Raw genomic sequence first — 16,860 nt, forward strand, 5'->3', positions numbered from 1 at the left:
GCGCCATGCTGGCCTTGCGCGCATTCCTGGAGCGGTATCGCCGCGCCCTAGCCGTGGCGGTGATCGTCGCGGTGATCGCCCTGGGCTTCGTCGCACTCGATCGGCTGACGCACGAGGTCCGCTACTCGGACGTGCGCGCCGCCGTCCACGGGCTGAGCGGGCGGCAGATCGCGCTGTCGCTCGTGCTGACGACGACGAGCTATCTGGCGCTGACCTTCTACGACATGCTCGCCCTTCGCGCGATCGGACGTCCACTGCCGTGGCGCACAGCCGCGCTCGCCTCCTTCAGCAGCTATACCTTGAGCCACAATCTCGGGCTTTCGCTGCTGACCGGCGGCTCAGCACGCTACCGCATCTATACCGCCGCGGGGCTAGACGGGCCGGACATCGCCCGCGTGGTGGCGATTGCGGCGGCGATGTTCTGGGCAGGCGTGGTGACGATCGCGGGACTCGCCATGCTCGTGCACAACGGCCCATTGCAGCTTGGCAGCCTCATGGTCGAGGCACGCTACGCCCGCGTGCTCGGCGGCATCCTGCTGGCGGTCCCGGTCGCCCTGGTGATGGCGGCGAACCGCCTGCAGGCACCGCTCGCCCGATGGAAGGTCCACATTCCGCTGCCCGGACGCGCCGATCTCATCGCTCAGATCCTGGTCGCGCTGGTGGACATCACCTGCGCCTCGGCAGCTCTGTTCGTGCTGCTGCCCGACGCGAGTGTAGCTCAGTTGCCTGCGTTCGTACTCGGCTATGCCCTGGGCCTCGTCGCCGCGCTGGCGAGCCATGTGCCAGGCGGTATCGGTATCTTCGAATCGGTCGTGCTCGCCGTCGTGCCCAGCGACCGCACGGCGTTGTTCGCCGCACTCATCGCCTATCGCCTGATCTACTACCTCCTGCCGCTGGCACTCGGCGTCGTGCTACTCGCCTGGCACGAGGCGCGACGTAGCCGACGCGTGAACCGCTTGTTCGGCGGCGTGCAGGCAGTGGTCAGCAACCTTTCGCCCCTGCTCCTGAGCGCAGCGACGTTCCTGAGCGGAGCCATGCTGCTGCTCTCGGGCTCGCTGCCGGCAATCCACGCGCGCATGGGACCGCTCGCCGCGGTACTGCCACTGCCGTTCATCGAAGCCAGCCACATCGGCGCCAGCCTGGTCGGCACGGCGCTGCTGCTGCTGTCGCCCGGTCTCTACCGCCGGCTCGACGGCGCCTGCCTGGCGACGAGGGTGCTGCTCGTCGCCGGCGCGGTGTTCTCGCTCGCCAAGGGCTTCGACTATGAGGAAGCCGCCGCCTGCATCGGGGTGGCCGCGCTGCTGCACGGCACGCGTTCGGCATTCTACCGGCATACCGCGCTGACCCGGCAACCGCTGACCGCCGGCTGGCTGACGGCGACCGCCATGGTCGCGGCACTCGCCGCCTGGGCCGGACTCTTCGCCTATCGCCACGTGCCCTACAGCGACGACTTGTGGTGGGAGTTCGCGCTGCACGGCGATGCGCCGCGGTACTTGCGCGCGACACTGGCAAGCGCGGTGTTCCTGACCGGGTTCGCCATCTGGCGCTTGCTCGCGCCCACTCTGCCGGTCACGTCCGCAAGTGCCCAAGGCGCACAATGGCCGCTCATACAGGCGATCCTTTCCCGCAGCAGCCGCTCGGAAGCGATGCTGGCACTGACCGGAGACAAGCGCTTCCTGATCTCCGAGGAGCAGGACGCCTTCTTGATGTACCAGGTCAAGGGCACAAGCTGGGTGGTGATGGGCGACCCCGTGGGTGAGAGGCGCTCCTGGGCCGCCCTCCTGTGGCGTCTGCGTGAGATGTCGCATCGCTGCCAGGGACGCATCCTGCTCTACGAAGTCTCGCCGCAGGTGCTGGACCTGGCGATCGGCATGGGGCTGCAGATCGTCAAATACGGTGAGGAAGCCGTCGTCGACTTGCCCGGCTTCGATCTGCAAACCCCGGCGCTGCGCAGCCTGCGCAAGTCGCAGCGGGTGGCGGCGCGCGCCGGCGCCACCTTCCGGATCGTCCCGGCAGCAGCGGTGCCGGTTATCCTGGATGACCTTCAGGCGGTGTCGAATGCCTGGATGCAGGCCAGGAACCACCAGGAGAAAGGCTTCAGCCTGGGCCGGTTCGAGCGCGCCTATGTGCGCAATTTCGATGTCGCGCTGGTCATGGTCGAGGACCGGATCGTCGCCTTCGCCAATCTCTGGCTCACGGCGGACAAGCAGGAGGCCTCGGTCGACCTGATGCGCCACAGCGAAGATGCCCCCGCGGGCGCGATGGACTTCCTGTTCGTCCACCTGCTGCTCTGGGCCAAGGAGCGCGGCTACCAGCGGTTCATCCTGGGTATGGTGCCGCTCTCCGGCATCGACGCGCGCCCGCTTGCGCCGGCCTGGGCCAAGGCTGCGGCACTCGTCTTCCGCCACGGCAATGCGTTCTACGGCTTTCGCGGCCTGCGCAGCTACAAGGAGAAGTTCGCCCCTCGCTGGGAGCCGCGCTATGTCGCCGGTCCGCCCGGGCTGGGCCTGATCCAGGGACTGCACGACGTCTCTCGCCTGATCGGCCGCGCCTCGCCCGGGACCGAGACCCCGTGCGATCAATCACCCACCGCTCTGACGCTGGAGCAAACCGCATGACTCCGCTTCGCTCCACGCGCGCGCTCTATGGAAATGCCCTCAAGCGGCGCCGCCGCAACCGGCTGAGGGCAGCCATCGGCGTACTGATGTTAAGCGTGCTCGCCCTGGTGCTCACCAACGCTCCCGCGCTGCATCTGCTGGGGTCCGAGCCGATCCGCGTCTTCCCGGCAGAGCGCAGCGCGCCGCCCGTGGTCGCGGTCATGCTGTCGGGCGACATGGGATTCAACCATGGCATGAGCGGCGACGTGGCCCGGGCGATCGCCGGGCATGGCGTTCCCGTGGTCGGCATCGCCTCGCCGGTCGTGTTTGCGCGCCATCGCTCCCAGGCAGAGGCACTCGCCTTCGTCACGCAGACCTTGCGCTCGGCGCTGGCACGCACCGGAGCGCAGCGAGCCGTCCTGCTCGGCCACTCGTTTGGCGCGGACGTGGTTGCCGCCCTTGTGCCCAAGTTGCCGGCGGACATCCTGGCGCGTCTACAGGCGATCGTGCTGACGGTGCCCGCGCATGACGTCTACTTCCGCGCGGATCCAAGCGGGCTCGCCTACATCGGCCACCCCGATGCACGGCCTGCCGCCGCCTTGAAGACCTTCCGCGGTCCGCCGGTGACTTGCATTTACGGATTGCAGGAGACCGACAGCCTCTGCCCGCAACTTGCCGGATCGGGCGCCCACGTCCTCGGCCTGCCAGGCAACCACTACCTCCAGCACGATCATGCGCGACTGGACCGCGTGGTTCTTGCCGCGCTGCATCTCGGACATGACCGATCTTTAAGCCGCGGGACAGGTGCTGCGCAGGCGCTGCCGACTACTACCGCACATCCTGCCGCAGACTACGAAACGCCGGTGCATCCGTGAGCAAGCCCATCTTCTACGATCCCACGGGTCGCCGCACGCGATGGTCGCGCCGCGGGGTCTCGGTCCTGCTGGTTGCGGTGGTGCTGAGCGCTATTGCTTTTGCGACGACCCTGGTGGCGGTGCCCCGCCAGCGCGAACTGGAGCTGCCGGTGCCGCACCTGCATGCATCCAGCTTCGGCAAGTCCAAGCTCGCGCGCAAGCTGACATCGTGGGTTCCAAGGCTGCAGGGCACGTCTGGCCAGAAGCCGCTTTCGGTCGGCTTCTACCTGCCGGGCAACGATGCCAGCTTCCTCTCGCTGGTGCGGCACGGCGATGATCTCGACTGGGTTGTGCCCGCGCTCGTCAACGTGTCTGGGCCGCAGCATCGGTTGCAGGTCCAGGCCGATGCCCGGTTCGATCGACTGGTGGGCGCCGCCTCTCACCGTTTCAAGGTGCTGCCGATGGTCCAGAACTATGGCGAGACCGAGTGGGACGGCGTCGACACGGCCGCGCTTCTGCACGATTCCCGCCAGCGCCACTCGCTGGAGCAGCAGCTGGGCAAGATGGTCGCCGACCGGCACGAGAAGGGGCTGGTCATGGACTTCGAGGCCCTGTCCCGCTCCGCCATGCCCGACTATGTCCGGTTCCTGCGCGAGCTGCGTCCGGCCCTACCGGCAGGCTCTCACCTTGCGGTCACCGTGCCCGCCGACGATGCCGGCTGGCCACTTCAGGCCATCGCAGCCGCCAGCGACAAGGTCATCGTCATGGCCTACGACCAGCACTGGGAGGGCGGCGAGGCCGGTCCGATCGCGCCGCAAGGCTGGTTCGTGCAATCGGTCCAGACGGCCTTGCGCCGCGTCGGCGCGGCCAAGCTGGTGGTCGCATTGGGCGCTTATGCCTATGACTGGCACGGGGCCGACACCGATGCGCTGGCGATCGAGGATGCCTGGCTCGCCGCGCACGACAGCGACGCGCAAGTGGTGTTCGATCCTGCCAGCGGCAACTCGGGCTTCGCGTACGAGGAGGATGGGCAAAAGCACACCGTCTGGATGCTCGATGCCGCCGCCAGCTGGAACCAGCTGAACGCCTTGCGACGTCTGGGACTGAACGACGTCGCCATGTGGCGCCTGGGCACCGAGGATGCCGGCTTCTGGGAGGACCTGCATGCCTTCCGCAAGGGCACCAGGCCGGATTTATCGGCGCCCAAGTCGCTGAGCGGCGCCGATGTCGAGGGTGGGGGCGAGATCCTGCGCATTGCCGCCACGCCGCGCGACGGCCGGCGCGAGGTCACCTTCGATGCCAACGGCATGATCACCGCCGAGCAGTACCGCGCGCTGCCCACGCCGTTCGTGGTCCAGCGCGCGGGAGGGGCCGATCCCAAGCTGCTCGCGCTGACCTTCGACGATGGTCCGGACCGGCAGTGGACGCCGCAGATCCTGAGCGAACTGGAAGCCGCGCACGTGCCCGCGACCTTCTTCGTCATCGGCGAGTATGCACTCGGCAGCCCGGGCCTTCTCAAGCGCATTGTCGCCGACGGGGATGAGCTGGGCAATCACACCTACACCCACCCCAACCTGGCATATGCCGGCCCGCGCGAGACCCGGCTGGAGCTCAACGCCACCCAGCGGCTCGTCGAGGCTTATACCGGCCGCAGCATGACACTGTTCCGCGCGCCTTACTTCGGGGACGCCGAGCCGACCACGCCTGACGAACTGAACCCCGCACTGGAGGCGCAGAAGGCAGGCTACACGATCGTCGGCCTGCACGTCGATCCGAACGACTGGAAGCGGCCGGGTGAGGACGCGATCGTTCAGCAAGTGCTCGATCAGGTGCATTCCGCCACGCGCGAGAACACCATGAACGTCGTCCTGCTGCACGACGGCGGCGGCAATCGCGCCGAGACCGTCGCCGCACTGCCGCGAGTCATCGCCGCGCTGAAGGCCGAAGGCTATCGCTTCACCACCGTGTCGCAGCTGGTGGGCATCCCCCAGGCGCGCGCCATGCCCGCGATCTCCTCGCGCGACCTCGCCGCCGTGCGGATCGACGTCGCCGCCTTCGTGACGATGATGGCGCTCTCGATGGCGCTGGCCTGGCTGTTCTATGTCGCCATCTCGCTGGGCATCGCGCGCGCGGTGATCATGACCGCGCTCGCCTGGTTCCAGAGCCTTAAAAAGCGCGCGGAGCCGCCTAACTACGAGCCGAGCGTGTGCGTCATCATACCTGCCTACAACGAGGAGCGGGTGATCGCCGCCTCCGTCGCGCGCGTGCTGGCGAGCGACTACCCGGCGCTCCAGGTCATCGTCGCGGACGACGGATCGAAGGACGGCACCAGCCGCGTGGTCGCTGATGCGTTCGGGGCCGATCCGCGCGTCACGCTGCTGACCCTGGCGAACGGCGGCAAAGCTTCCGCGCTCAACCGTGCGCTCCGGCAAGCCGACGGCGAGGTCATCATCGCGCTCGATGCCGACACCCAGTTTGAGCCCGAGACCATCCGCCGGCTGGTACGCTGGTTCGCCGACCCGCGGCTCGGCGCCGTCGCCGGCGACGCACGAGTGGGCAACCGCGTAAACCTTGTCACCCGCTGGCAAGCGGTCGAATACATCACAGCGCAGAACCTGGAGCGTCGCGCGCTTGCCGGCTTCGACGCCATGACGGTCGTGCCCGGCGCGGTCGGCGCCTGGCGGCGCGCCGCGCTCGACGCGGTGGGCGGCTATCCCGAGGACACGCTGGCGGAGGATCAGGACCTCACCATCGCGATCCAGCGCGCCGGCTGGCGGGTGACCTACGATCCGCGCGCCGTCGCCTGGACCGAAGCGCCCGAGAGCTTCGCCGCGCTGGCCAAGCAGCGCTTCCGCTGGGCCTTCGGGACGCTGCAGTGCCTGTGGAAGCACCGCGAGGCGCTCTCCCGCCGCAAGCCCTCGGGGCTCGCGCTGATCGGCCTGCCGCAGGCCTGGCTGTTCCAGATCGGCTTTGCGGCGATCTCACCCCTGATCGACCTGGCTCTCGTGCTTTCAATGATCGGGACGGCGCTGCGCGTGGCGGCCCATGGCTGGGCGCAGACGCGGGGCGATGTCGGCTTAATGGCGGTGTACTGGATCGCCTTCGTCACCATCGACGTGCTGTGCGGCTGGATCGCCTATCGCCTCGACGACCGCCGCGTGCGCTACCCCGCGCACCTGCTGGTCGCGCAGCGGCTGGTCTATCGCCAGATCATGTACTGGGTGGTCCTGCGCGCCATCGCCTCGGCCATCGGCGGGTGGGTGGTCGGCTGGGGCAAGCTGGAGCGGACGGGCCGCGTGTCGGAGCAAGCCCTGGCGCACTGAGGAGTGCCGGTCTCGATCAAGCCTTCAATCGCTCCGCATGCCAGCGCAAGTGGTCTGCCATGAACGACGAGATAAAGTAGTAGCTGTGATCGTAGCCGGGCTGCATGCGCAGGGTAAGCGGGATTTCGGCATCGGCGCAGGCCTGCTCCAGCAGGTGGGACCTGAGCTGCTCGGCCAGGAACGTGTCGGCATCACCCTGGTCGACCAGCAGGTCCGGTACGCGGGCGCCGTCCTCGATCAGCGCCACCGCGTCATGGCGGCGCCATGCCGCTTGATCCTCTCCGAGGTAACCGGACAACGCCTTCTGCCCCCAAGGCACCTGCGCCGGCGCCACGATCGGTGCAAAGGCTGACACAGCGCGGAAGCGATCGGGATAGTTGAGCCCGATCGTCAGGGCGCCATGCCCGCCCATGCTGTGGCCCATGATCGACTGCCGCGTCCTGTCCACCGGGAAGTTCTGCGCCAGCAGGCCAGGCAGTTCCTCGGTCACATAGGACCACATGCGATAGTTGCACGCGAACGGCTCCTGCGTGGCATCGACGTAGAAGCCCGCGCCGAGGCCGAAGTCGTACGCGCCATCGGGATCGTCGGCGACCTCCACGCCTCGTGGTGAGGTGTCCGGCGCCACAAATATCAGGCCTAGCTCTGCACAAGCGGCGCGGAACTCGCCCTTCTCGGTCACGTTGGCCTGCGTGCAGGTCAGGCCGGACAAGTACCAGACGACCGGCAGGACCTCGCCCGGCTCGTGCTTTGGCACGAAGACGGAAAAGGTCATGTCGGTCTGCGTCGCAGCAGAAGCGTGCTTGTAGACCCCCTGCACGCCGCCATGCGCCAGGTTGGTGGAGACGACTTCGAGGCTCACCGGATGCTCCCGCTCGCTTGGCTCAGAATACGACGACGCTGCGGATGCTCTCGCCCGCGTGCATCAGGTCGAAGCCCTTGTTGATCTCCTCCAGCGTGAGGACGTGGGTGATCATCGGATCGATCTCGATCTTGCCGTTCATGTACCAGTCGACGATCTTGGGGACGTCGGTGCGGCCCTTGGCGCCGCCGAACGCGCTGCCCTGCCAGACGCGGCCGGTGACCAGCTGGAACGGACGCGTGCTGATCTCCTTGCCGGCCTCGGCCACACCAATCACCGTGGACACGCCCCAGCCACGGTGGCAGGCTTCCAGCGCCTGGCGCATGACTTCGGTGTTGCCGGTGCAATCGAAGGTGTAATCCGCGCCGCCGTCGGTCAGCGCCACCAGGTCGGCAACCACTTCGGCCGTGCTCTTGCCACGCGGGTTGTAGAAGTGGGTCATGCCGAAGCGCCGGCCCCACTCGGCCTTGCCGTCGTTCACATCGACGCCGATGATCTTGTCCGCACCGACCATGCGCGCGCCCTGCAGCACGTTGAGGCCGATCCCGCCAAGGCCAAACACGATCACGTTGCTTCCGGGCGTCACCTTCGCGGTCTTCACCACCGCGCCGACGCCCGTGGTGACACCGCAGCCGATGTAGCAGCTCTTGTCGAACGGCGCGTCTTCGCGGATCTTGGCGACGGCGATCTCGGGCAGCACAGTGAAGTTCGAGAACGTCGAGCAGCCCATGTAGTGGAAGATCGGCTGGCCCTTGTAGCTGAACCGCGTGGTGCCGTCCGGCATCAGGCCCTGCCCCTGCGTCGCGCGGATCGCGGTGCACAAGTTGGTCTTGCCGCTGAGGCACGACTTACACTGGCGACACTCGGGCGTGTAGAGCGGGATCACGTGGTCGCCCGGCGACACGCTGGTGACGCCGGCGCCCACCTCACGCACGATCCCTGCGCCCTCGTGTCCCAGGATCGAAGGGAAGATGCCCTCGCTGTCGAACCCGTCCAGCGTGTAGGCATCGGTGTGGCAGATCCCGGTCGCCATGATCTCGACCAGCACTTCGCCCGCCTTGGGTCCTTCAAGGTCGACCTCCACGATCTCGAGAGGCTTCTTCGCTTCGAAGGCGACGGCGGCACGGGTCTTCATACTCGAGGTCCTTTCTGCACCCTGCGCAAGAGGGTTCGCGCGGAGCCGTACCAAGCCGCGCCGCTCGATGCGACCGAAACTCGAACTGCGCTCAAGCCGTGGCCAATGGCGCAGAGCAGCAACCGGCCGGCTTAGGCAGCGATCGTGCCTTCATCGTTGCCATCCCAGTAGCGGATACGCGCCGCGCGAACCTTGATCATCACCACGCCAGGAGTGTCGATCCCCTCCGGGAAATAGCGATCGAGGTCCTTGGTCCAGTGCTCCTCGAAGCGAGCCTTGTCCTCGATCACCGCGGCCGTGCCCTCGACCGCGACGAACAGTGGCGGACCGCCGAGCATGCCGGCCGCGCCGGTGAAACTCAGGCTGACCTTCGGATCGGACCGGATCTCCGCCACCTTGCGGGAGTCGCCGTAGGCGAAGAAATAGCTGTCGCCGTCGTACTCCACGTCGCCGTTGTTGCTCATCGGCCGCGAAGTGGTGCCGCCATCGGCGCATTGCGTGGTCATCATCGAGTAGTCGAGCTTGGCCATCTTCTTGGACAAGTCGTGCAGGGTCAGTTCGCTCATGATTGATCTCCTATTGGGGTGAGAACGCGCGCCGGTCGTCAGGGGCTGCTGCCCCAAGGTGCGGTGCGTCGGAACTGCGACCCTTTGCGTCGACCCAATCCAGCGCTTGCACGTGGCCGCAAAAGAGGGCTGACTGGCCATAAGAATGGGAGAACAGGTGATGCACGCTCGTCGATCTTTAGCCAAATTGGGCCTTTCCGGCCTTGCAACCGCGCTGCTCGCCTCGTCGGCAGGTGCAGCGCCCGTCAGCCCACCAAGCGCGGTTCCGGGCTGGAGCGAGATGCTCGACAGTCTGCGCGACTTGCCGGACCGCGTGCTCGCCAAGCTGCCGGAGGATCAGCGCAACGACCCGCAAGTTCGCGCGGAAGTCGGCCGCCTGGCCCTGTCCGCCGTCGCCGCCGCCACCCTGGACGCCCTCGCTGGTGATCCGGATCACCCCACATTCACGCCGCAGCTAAACAACTACATCACCGTCGGCCAGCCCAATGCCGACACCAACTACCGCGCCGCGAAGATCACGCCCGGCGGCACGTACCGGCTGCGCGGCCGACGCGGGTCGATGAACCAGGCGCGCCTGATGGAGACCGCACCGCCCTCCAAGCAAGCCGCCGTGAACCCGGGCAAGCCGCGGCCGGTGCACGACTTCAACACGCTCAAGGTCGATGCCGAGGGGCGCTACGACGTGATCCTCAGCCCGGTTCGTCCAAAGGGTTATACCGGTGAGTGGTGGCCGCTCGATCCTGCGACCAACTCGCTGCTGGTGCGCATGGTCGGATCGAAGTGGGACAAGGAGCGCGAGCCTACACTCTCGATCGAACGGCTCGATGTGCCTGCCCCGCGGCTGCGGCCGTCCGCGCAAGTGCTGGAAGCCAAGCTGCGCGCGATCCCCGCCTCGGCCGGCTTTATCGCCCCACTGCTCGTGGACCGTCCGCGCAAGCTGCGCGAGGAAGGCGTCGTCAACCAGCTGAAGGCGGTCAACTTCGCCGCGCTCGGCGGGCTTGCCGGCCAATTCTACTTCGAGGGCGCGTACGACCTGAAGGACGATGAGGCGCTGCTGATCGAAACGCCTGTGCCCGACAAGTGCACCTATCGCTCACTGATCCTGACCAACGAGATCTACGAGACGACGGACTGGTACAACAACCTGAGCAGCCTGAACGGCGAACAGGCCGCGCCCGACAAGGATGGTGTCCTGCGGGTCGTCGTCTCGGCCAAGGACCCGGGCGTCGCCAATTGGCTGGCAACGGCGGGCTATCCCAGCGGCGTCGTCCAGGGCCGCTGGATGGAGTGTTCGACCCAGCCGGTCCCCAAGGTGCGCAAGCTGCCGCTAAGTCAGGTGATCGCCGCGCTTCCCAAAGACACGCCGCGCATTACGCCGGCGCAGCGCGACCAGCAGATCCGTGATCGTCGGGCGGTCCTGCAGCAGCGGCCACTGTGGTGAGGCGCGCGCTCGCCTCTTCACCCATGATTGGCGCCTTGGGAGCCTGAACTGACTGTCAGCCTTTCGTGGGATCGATCAGGAACTTCTCGCCCGTCGCCTTGCGCACGTAGGCGCGCAGTACATCCGGGTCGAGCGCCTCGGCCAGGCCGATCACCCGCGTGTAATGGCTGGCGAAGGTCGTCGTCAGTTCATCCACCACCCGCGCGCGGAAGCGCTGGGCCACCGCGTCGCCGGCCTTCTGCAGGAACGGGAAAAGCAGCCATCCCGAGATGCTGAACTGAAACCCGATCGGCCCGCGGTTGAACGTCGTCGCCGAGGTGTCCAGCATCCCGTAGATGTAAAGTTGCTTGCAGGTGGTGGAGCCGTAGCGGTTGTACTCGGTCGCAGTGCGCACGGCGGCCCGTTCCATCGCGGCCAGGATTTCGCCGCCAAGTGTGCCCCCGCCGATCGCGTCGAAGGCGATGGTCGCGCCCGTCTCCGCGATCGCGTCGGTCAGGGCTTCGGCGAAGTCGGCGTCCTTGCTGTCGAGCACATGGGTGGCGCCGATCGCGCGCAGCAGCTCGGCCTGCTCGGGTGAGCGGACGATGTTGATCAGCGGTATGCCCTCTGCCAGGCAGAGCTTCTGCAGCATCTGCCCCAGGTTCGAAGCCGCCGCGGTGTGGATGATGGCCTTGTGCCCTTCGGTTCGCGCCGTCTCCACGAACCCTTGCGCCGTGAGCGGATTGACGAACATCGCCGCGCCGTCCTGAGCACTGGCTCCGGCTGGCAGGGGGATCACGTCGCGCGCCTTGATGCGGCGGTAATCGGCGTACATCGCGCCGCCGATCATGCCCACGCGCTGACCTTCGAGCGCGGATGCATCGCGGCCCGCAGCGACGACAGTCCCGGCGCCCTCGTTGCCGACGGGCAGCGATTGTCCGAGCCGGCCCTGCAGGCCTCGCAAGTGCTGCGGCGGCACGCTGAAGGTCAGGCCGCTGCTTTCATCGGTGGCACGCTGCAGGCTCGCCATGTCGGCCGGTCCCAGCAGCAGGCCCAAATCGCTCGGGTTGATCGGCGCGGCCTCGACACGGACGATGATCTCGTCATCGGCGGGATCGTCGATCGTCACCTGTTCCAGGACAGCACGAGCCGGCCATCCTCTTCGATCTTCGTGCGCAGTTCACGTCCGGTGAAGGCCATGTTCGTCTCCCTTGCCTGGTGCGTCAGGCACATGGGGTGCGAGCATCCTGACGCAAGCAGCAGCGACGCGATCGCGCCGGCCGTCGGGCCTCAGCTGCGGAGAAAGCTGCTCGGGGCGGCGGCATCCTGGAAGTCGTACGCGAACCAGGCTGCGTGCTCATGGTCGTAGAGCTGCACCACGCTGTCGCTGACTTGCGCGGTGTAGAACGACGACGAGCCGCGATCGTAGCCCTTGGCTTGCGCGCCGGCGGTCTCGAACGAGATCCACGCCTTGTCCCCGGCGTCGTGGATCTCCGGCAGAGTGCCGCCGAAAGCCACGCCGCGCTCGCCATCGAAGCCCTGGACCTTGCCGCCTTGCGCCTCGGCCGCAATCTCCAGATTGCGGGCGGTCGCATGATCGTAGACACCGGCGACCTTCTTGCCGGCGATCACGGCGAATGCGGTTGCGGCGATGATGGCGCGGGTGTGTGGCTGCATGTCGCTCCTTTGGCATTCGCAGCGATGACGGATCAAGCCTTCTCATCCGCCATCACCGCGCACGCGCCACCGACCGGCCGCTTACCGGCGTGCATCCAGGAAGCGGCGCACCGTGGCGATGGTCGCGATCGGCTGCTCCTCCATGAGCCAGTGTCCGGCATCGGAGATCGTCGCCTCGGTCACGTCATTGGCGGCAAAGCGCATCACTGTCGCCATCATCGGGCCGAACGACTTCTCGCCGCCGATCGCCAGCACCGGCATCGTCAACTTGCCGGCCGCGACGAACGCGCGATCGTCGACAGCATCCTGGTCGAAGGCCGCGAATTGCGCGAAGCCGGCATGCATCGCGCCGGGCCGCGCATAAAGCGCGGCGTAGTGGACCCGCGATGCTTCGCTGAAGCGCTCGGGCTTTGCGGAGAACTCGTTCCAGAAGCGGTCGAGGTAGATGCGCTCGCGACCGGCGACCAGGCGCTCCATGTCCGCACCGCCGAAGCGGAAGTGCCAGAGCAGCGGGTTCTTCAGGATCTCCTCCCAAGGGCCAACGCCGGGCAAGGGCGCATCCATCAGCACGAAGCGGCTGACGCGTGCGCGGTTCTGCGCGGCGAAGGCATAGCCGACCATGTTGCCGATATCGTGCGTGACCAGATCGACCTTGCCGACCTTCAGCGCGTCGAGCAGCCCGGCAATGTCCTGCCCCTGCGTCTTCTTGTCATAGCCGGCAGCCGGCCTGGCGGAGAGGCCCATGCCGCGCAGATCGGGCACGATCACCAGGTGATCGCGCGCAAGATCGGCGGCCAGCGGCGCCCACATGTCGCCCGTCTCGCCGTAGCCATGCAACAGGACCACGGCAGGCCCCTTCCCGCCGACGCGGGTGTGGATGGTGGTACCGTTGGTGGCGATCTCCCGCGTGCTGAAGGTGGCGGGAAAACTCTCGACCTGCGCGGCGGCGGAGCCGGCGGTCAGCATGGCGGAAAGTGCCAGTGCGCCGGCGAGAATGCGAGTGATCATGACAGTGGCCTCCTGGCGTGCGCTCCCCTCGCGCAGCCTCGACGCCAAGATGATTTACAGCCATCGTGCGCACTAGCCGCCAAATGCCGGAACCGCCTTTCGGGAGTGCCGAACAATGTTGAAGCTCGACGGCATCGCGGCGTTTGTCGCGGTGGCCGAAGCCGGTTCGATCAGCGAAGCGGCACGTCGTCTCGGCCTCGCGAAATCGGTGGTGAGCGAGCGCGTGGCGGAGCTCGAACGCGTGCTGGGCGCAAGCCTCATGCAGCGCACGACGCGCAAACTGACGTTGACGGTAGAAGGCGAACTGTTCCTCGAACGCGGACGCAGAATCCTGGGGGAGGCCGCAGAAGCACGCGCGGAGATCGCCGAGCGTCGCGGGTCGCTGTCCGGTCCGCTCCGCGTGGCCGGCCCCATCGGGTTCGGCACCCTCCACCTCGGCCGCATCCTGAGCGAGTTCCTGCGAACGCATCCCGCGATCGAACTCACCGTCGATCTCGACGACAGATTCATCGACGTCGCATCGGACGGCTACGACGCGGTCATCCGCCACGGTGCGGTCGAGGACTCGCGCCTAATCGCCAAGCCGCTGGCATCCAGCCGCCGCCTGCTCGTGGCAGCGCCATCGTACCTGGAGCAACATGGGACGCCATCGTCGCTGGAGGAGCTGGGTGGCGCCTGTGCCATCCTCTATTCGAACCGCGGGATCGACTGGCGCTTTCGGTCCGGCGACGGCGAGACGATCCTGCGGCCTCGCGCCTGCCTGCGCGTCAACAACGGCATCATGATGCGAGAGGCCGCGACGACGGGCCTCGGGATCGCGCTCCTGCCGACGTTCTTCATCCACGCCGAACTGGCGAGCGGCAGCCTACGCGTCCTCGATGTCGGCGCCGAAGCGGAGGGGGCGCAGCTGTTCGTGGCTTACCCGCGCAACCGCAGCACCTCGGCCAAAGTCACCGCGCTGGTCGCCTCGCTGAAGCAAGCGATCGGATCGCCGCCTTATTGGGAGAGCGCCGGCCCCGAGGAAAAGCGCTGAAGGCCGTTTCTACCGCTAGACGTAGCGCGGGATGGGTCCGAGTTGGCGCGTCCGGTCCGGCAGATCGACCACCACTTCGTCGACGTAGCACCATCCCCAGCCTTCCGGGGGATCGTACCCCTCGATGATCGGGTGCGCTGTAGCGCGGAAGTGAGCCGTGGCGTGGCGGTGCGGGGAATCGTCGCAGCAGCCGACATGGCCACAGGACCTGCATAAGCGCAGGTGCACCCAGGCGCTGCCGATCGCCAGGCACTCCTCGCATCCCTTCGCGCTCGGGGTGACCTGCCTAATGGTGGACGTGTGGCTGCAGTCACTCATGCTTGCTTCTCCGATGGTGGCGTCAGGCCGAGCAGAACGGTGGGGATCAGCTCCGATACGGTCGGATGGATCGGCACTGCCCAGCGCAGGGTGTCGATCGGCTGGTCGGCATTCATCATGTCGAGGATGCCATGGATGGCCTCGTCGCCGCTGGTGCCCAGCATGGCCGCACCCAGGATGCGCTGCGTTTCCGCGTCGGCGACGATCTTGATGAAGCCTTTCGTTTCGCCTTTCTCCACGGCCCGGCCGACGCGCGTCATGGGTCGCTTGGAGATCAGGAGTGGCCGCCCGCTCTTGCGCGCCTCCGTCTCGCTCAGGCCCACGCGGCCGAGCGGCGGATCGGTGTAGAGCGCGTAGCCGAGCAATCGTTGGCTCACCTTGCGATCCTCACCGTCGAGCAGATTGGCAGCGACGATCTCGAAGTCGTTGTAGGCGGTGTGCGTGAAGGCGCCACGGCCATTGCAGTCGCCCAGCGCCCAGATGCCCGGCACGTTCGTCTGCAGCGTGTCATCGACCTGGATGTAGCCGCGCGCGTCGGTCACGATTCCGGCGACGTCCAGCCCGAGGTCATCGGTGTTCGGTCGGCGTCCGACAGCGAGCAGCACGTGACTGCCCGTCACGGTCGGCTCTCCAGAACTGCAGTCGACGGAAACGAGGACTCCGTTCTGGTGTGGCGCGAAGCCGATGCAATTGGCGCCGGTTCGCACGACGATGCCCTCGTCCTCCAGGATCGCGCGCACGGCATCGGAGACGTCCTCATCCTCATGCGCGATCAACCGCTCGCCCCGCTCGACCACGGTCACCGCCGCGCCGAAGCGGCGATACATCTGAGCGAACTCGAGCCCGACATAACTGCCGCCCACCACCACCAGATGCTCGGGCACGGTGTCGAGCGTGACCATGTCGGTATTGTCGAGATGCGGTACGTCGCCGACGCCCGGCATGTCGGGGACCAGCGCGCGGCCGCCGACGTTGAGGAAGATGCACGGCGCAGTCAGCTCCTCATCATCGACCGCAAGGACGTTCGGGGCAGTGAAGCGCGCATGGCCGCGTAGCAGGGTCAGCCCGGCCATGCCCTCCAGCCACCGTTCGTTATTCGTCCGCGCATCGGTGACAACCTTCTGCGCCCTGGCCGCCACCGCCTTCATGTCGATGGCGATCTCGCCCGTGGTGACGCCGAACTCGGCCCCGCGCCGCGCCAGGTGCGCGGCATAGGCACTGGCGACCAGCGTCTTGGTCGGCATGCAGCCGGTGTTGACGCAGGTCCCGCCCACCAGCTTGCGTTCGACGAGCGCGACTTGCATGCCCGCCGCGGTCAGCCGCCCGGCTAGCGGAGGCCCGGCTTGGCCCGCGCCGACGATGATCGCATCGAACGTCCGCCTCATAGCATCAGCACGACGGCTGCAGCGGCCAGGATGGCGACTGCATCCTCGACCAGCGCGGCCGGCCGATCGCTGCCGAACGCCGCCGCCAGCCTGGCGCGCGCCGCCGCTCCGCCAAGCGTGCCGATCACTGTGCCGACGAGGCCGAGCAACAGACCGATGACCCACGATCCCGACCCCACGCCGATGGCAGCCCCGCAGACACCGCCACTCACCAACCGCGCCCCGAACTGCACCGGCACCTTGCGACTGGGCGTCGACGGCAGCTGGTCGGTCACAAGCTCGCCCACCGCAAGCAGCGACAGGACCCAAGGGCTGAACCGGTAGCCGAGGAACGCCAGCCAGCTCCCGTCGAGCTGCAACCGGCTCGATGCAGCGGCCCAGGCGATGGCGGCCGGCGCCAACATGGCGCGCAGCCCCGCGACAATGCCAATAATGAGTGCGAGGACGATCACGCTCTTGCCCTTTCAGCTAAGGGCGGAATGGTCTCACGCCCGATCCGCGCCGACAAGTATGATCGGCATGTCGGAAGCCACTGCGAGGTATGCCGAAGGCGGCAAGCAGAACATCGTTGACGCCGCGGGCGTCGATGGTCCCTGCAAAAAAGCGCAGGTCCGAAAGGCCGCCGCGACGAAAAAGATCGACATGGAGTGACCGAGGCCGCTCGACGCGCGAATAAGGGATC

At 67.3% G+C, this 16,860-nt stretch carries 15 protein-coding genes; 6 read left to right on the forward strand and 9 right to left on the reverse strand.

Annotated elements, in window-relative coordinates; translation table 11 throughout:
* Nucleotides 1–5 precede the first annotated feature (5 nt).
* The 3 genes from mprF to GV044_RS02795 are packed head-to-tail and all read left to right on the forward strand — an operon-like array spanning nt 6 to nt 6,774.
* A complete protein-coding gene (mprF, locus tag GV044_RS02785) occupies nt 6–2,618 on the forward strand; it encodes a bifunctional lysylphosphatidylglycerol flippase/synthetase MprF (protein WP_159865145.1) in 2,613 nt (870 codons plus the stop codon).
* The gene (locus GV044_RS02790; RefSeq protein WP_159865148.1) at nt 2,615–3,472 is read left to right on the forward strand and encodes an AcvB/VirJ family lysyl-phosphatidylglycerol hydrolase; all 858 of its coding nucleotides are present in this window, start codon (nt 2,615–2,617) and stop codon (nt 3,470–3,472) included. Before mprF ends, GV044_RS02790 begins: the two co-directional genes overlap by 4 nt.
* On the forward strand, nt 3,469–6,774 hold the full coding sequence (locus tag GV044_RS02795; RefSeq protein WP_159865151.1) for a glycosyltransferase: 3,306 nt from the start codon (nt 3,469–3,471) through the stop codon (nt 6,772–6,774). Before GV044_RS02790 ends, GV044_RS02795 begins: the two co-directional genes overlap by 4 nt.
* A 16-nt stretch (nt 6,775–6,790) precedes the next feature.
* Here GV044_RS02795 and fghA read toward each other — a convergent pair whose 3' ends face one another.
* From fghA to GV044_RS02810, 3 genes are all read right to left on the reverse strand, one after another.
* The gene (fghA, locus tag GV044_RS02800) at nt 6,791–7,636 is read right to left on the reverse strand and encodes an S-formylglutathione hydrolase (RefSeq protein WP_159865154.1); all 846 of its coding nucleotides are present in this window, start codon (nt 7,634–7,636) and stop codon (nt 6,791–6,793) included.
* 22 nt (nt 7,637–7,658) lie between these two features.
* Nucleotides 7,659–8,771, reverse strand: a complete 1,113-nt coding sequence (locus tag GV044_RS02805) for an S-(hydroxymethyl)glutathione dehydrogenase/class III alcohol dehydrogenase (protein WP_159865157.1) — start codon at nt 8,769–8,771, stop codon at nt 7,659–7,661.
* Between the two features lie 131 nt (nt 8,772–8,902).
* Nucleotides 8,903–9,337 (reverse strand): pyridoxamine 5'-phosphate oxidase family protein, encoded by a 435-nt coding sequence (locus GV044_RS02810; RefSeq protein WP_159865160.1) that lies wholly within the window; start codon nt 9,335–9,337, stop codon nt 8,903–8,905.
* 160 nt (nt 9,338–9,497) lie between these two features.
* On the opposite strand from GV044_RS02810, the gene GV044_RS02815 reads away from it, so the two are divergent.
* Nucleotides 9,498–10,778, forward strand: a complete 1,281-nt coding sequence (locus GV044_RS02815) for a DUF1214 domain-containing protein (protein ID WP_159865163.1) — start codon at nt 9,498–9,500, stop codon at nt 10,776–10,778.
* Nucleotides 10,779–10,833: 55 nt separating this feature from the next.
* On the opposite strand, the gene GV044_RS02820 is transcribed toward GV044_RS02815, so the two are convergent.
* The 3 genes from GV044_RS02820 to GV044_RS02830 all read right to left on the reverse strand — a co-directional run bounded on the left by GV044_RS02820 (nt 10,834) and on the right by GV044_RS02830 (nt 13,442).
* Nucleotides 10,834–11,886 carry a zinc-binding dehydrogenase gene (locus GV044_RS02820; RefSeq protein WP_371741557.1) on the reverse strand — a complete coding sequence of 351 codons (1,053 nt, stop codon included), beginning with the start codon at nt 11,884–11,886 and terminating at the stop codon, nt 10,834–10,836.
* A gap of 161 nt (nt 11,887–12,047) precedes the next feature.
* The gene (locus tag GV044_RS02825) at nt 12,048–12,434 is read right to left on the reverse strand and encodes a hypothetical protein (protein WP_159865166.1); all 387 of its coding nucleotides are present in this window, start codon (nt 12,432–12,434) and stop codon (nt 12,048–12,050) included.
* 81 nt (nt 12,435–12,515) lie between these two features.
* Nucleotides 12,516–13,442 (reverse strand): alpha/beta fold hydrolase, encoded by a 927-nt coding sequence (locus GV044_RS02830; RefSeq protein ID WP_159865169.1) that lies wholly within the window; start codon nt 13,440–13,442, stop codon nt 12,516–12,518.
* A gap of 115 nt (nt 13,443–13,557) precedes the next feature.
* Between GV044_RS02830 and GV044_RS02835 the strand changes: the two genes are divergently transcribed.
* Complete coding sequence (locus GV044_RS02835) at nt 13,558–14,475, forward strand: LysR family transcriptional regulator (RefSeq protein ID WP_159865172.1); 918 nt, start codon at nt 13,558–13,560, stop codon at nt 14,473–14,475.
* A gap of 15 nt (nt 14,476–14,490) precedes the next feature.
* Here the strand turns inward: GV044_RS02835 and GV044_RS02840 are convergent, their stop codons facing one another.
* From GV044_RS02840 to GV044_RS02850, 3 genes are read right to left on the reverse strand one after another with little or no spacing between them, the layout of a single operon-like run.
* Nucleotides 14,491–14,793 carry a UBP-type zinc finger domain-containing protein gene (locus tag GV044_RS02840; protein WP_159865175.1) on the reverse strand — a complete coding sequence of 101 codons (303 nt, stop codon included), beginning with the start codon at nt 14,791–14,793 and terminating at the stop codon, nt 14,491–14,493.
* Nucleotides 14,790–16,178, reverse strand: coding sequence for an FAD-containing oxidoreductase (locus GV044_RS02845; RefSeq protein ID WP_159865178.1), 1,389 nt, complete (start codon nt 16,176–16,178; stop codon nt 14,790–14,792). The genes GV044_RS02840 and GV044_RS02845 overlap by 4 nt, the downstream gene beginning before the upstream one ends.
* Nucleotides 16,175–16,630 (reverse strand): DUF4126 domain-containing protein, encoded by a 456-nt coding sequence (locus tag GV044_RS02850; RefSeq protein WP_201298997.1) that lies wholly within the window; start codon nt 16,628–16,630, stop codon nt 16,175–16,177. The genes GV044_RS02845 and GV044_RS02850 overlap by 4 nt, the downstream gene beginning before the upstream one ends.
* 67 nt (nt 16,631–16,697) lie before the next feature.
* On the opposite strand from GV044_RS02850, the gene GV044_RS22510 reads away from it, so the two are divergent.
* The gene (locus tag GV044_RS22510; RefSeq protein ID WP_256377239.1) at nt 16,698–16,829 is read left to right on the forward strand and encodes a hypothetical protein; all 132 of its coding nucleotides are present in this window, start codon (nt 16,698–16,700) and stop codon (nt 16,827–16,829) included.
* Nucleotides 16,830–16,860: the final 31 nt, after the last annotated feature.

The organism is Novosphingobium sp. 9U (genome assembly GCF_902506425.1).
In the GTDB taxonomy this organism is placed as follows: domain Bacteria; phylum Pseudomonadota; class Alphaproteobacteria; order Sphingomonadales; family Sphingomonadaceae; genus Novosphingobium.

Coding starts and splice junctions, on each gene's coding strand:
- mprF (WP_159865145.1), top strand. CDS start 6: ATGCTGGCCTTGCGCGCATTCCTGGAGCGGTATCGCCGCGCCCTAGCC.
- GV044_RS02790 (WP_159865148.1), top strand. CDS start 2,615: ATGACTCCGCTTCGCTCCACGCGCGCGCTCTATGGAAATGCCCTCAAG.
- GV044_RS02805 (WP_159865157.1), bottom strand. CDS start 8,771: ATGAAGACCCGTGCCGCCGTCGCCTTCGAAGCGAAGAAGCCTCTCGAG.
- GV044_RS02810 (WP_159865160.1), bottom strand. CDS start 9,337: ATGAGCGAACTGACCCTGCACGACTTGTCCAAGAAGATGGCCAAGCTC.
- GV044_RS02815 (WP_159865163.1), top strand. CDS start 9,498: ATGCACGCTCGTCGATCTTTAGCCAAATTGGGCCTTTCCGGCCTTGCA.
- GV044_RS02825 (WP_159865166.1), bottom strand. CDS start 12,434: ATGCAGCCACACACCCGCGCCATCATCGCCGCAACCGCATTCGCCGTG.
- GV044_RS02830 (WP_159865169.1), bottom strand. CDS start 13,442: ATGATCACTCGCATTCTCGCCGGCGCACTGGCACTTTCCGCCATGCTG.
- GV044_RS02835 (WP_159865172.1), top strand. CDS start 13,558: ATGTTGAAGCTCGACGGCATCGCGGCGTTTGTCGCGGTGGCCGAAGCC.
- GV044_RS02840 (WP_159865175.1), bottom strand. CDS start 14,793: ATGAGTGACTGCAGCCACACGTCCACCATTAGGCAGGTCACCCCGAGC.
- GV044_RS02845 (WP_159865178.1), bottom strand. CDS start 16,178: ATGAGGCGGACGTTCGATGCGATCATCGTCGGCGCGGGCCAAGCCGGG.
- GV044_RS22510 (WP_256377239.1), top strand. CDS start 16,698: ATGTCGGAAGCCACTGCGAGGTATGCCGAAGGCGGCAAGCAGAACATC.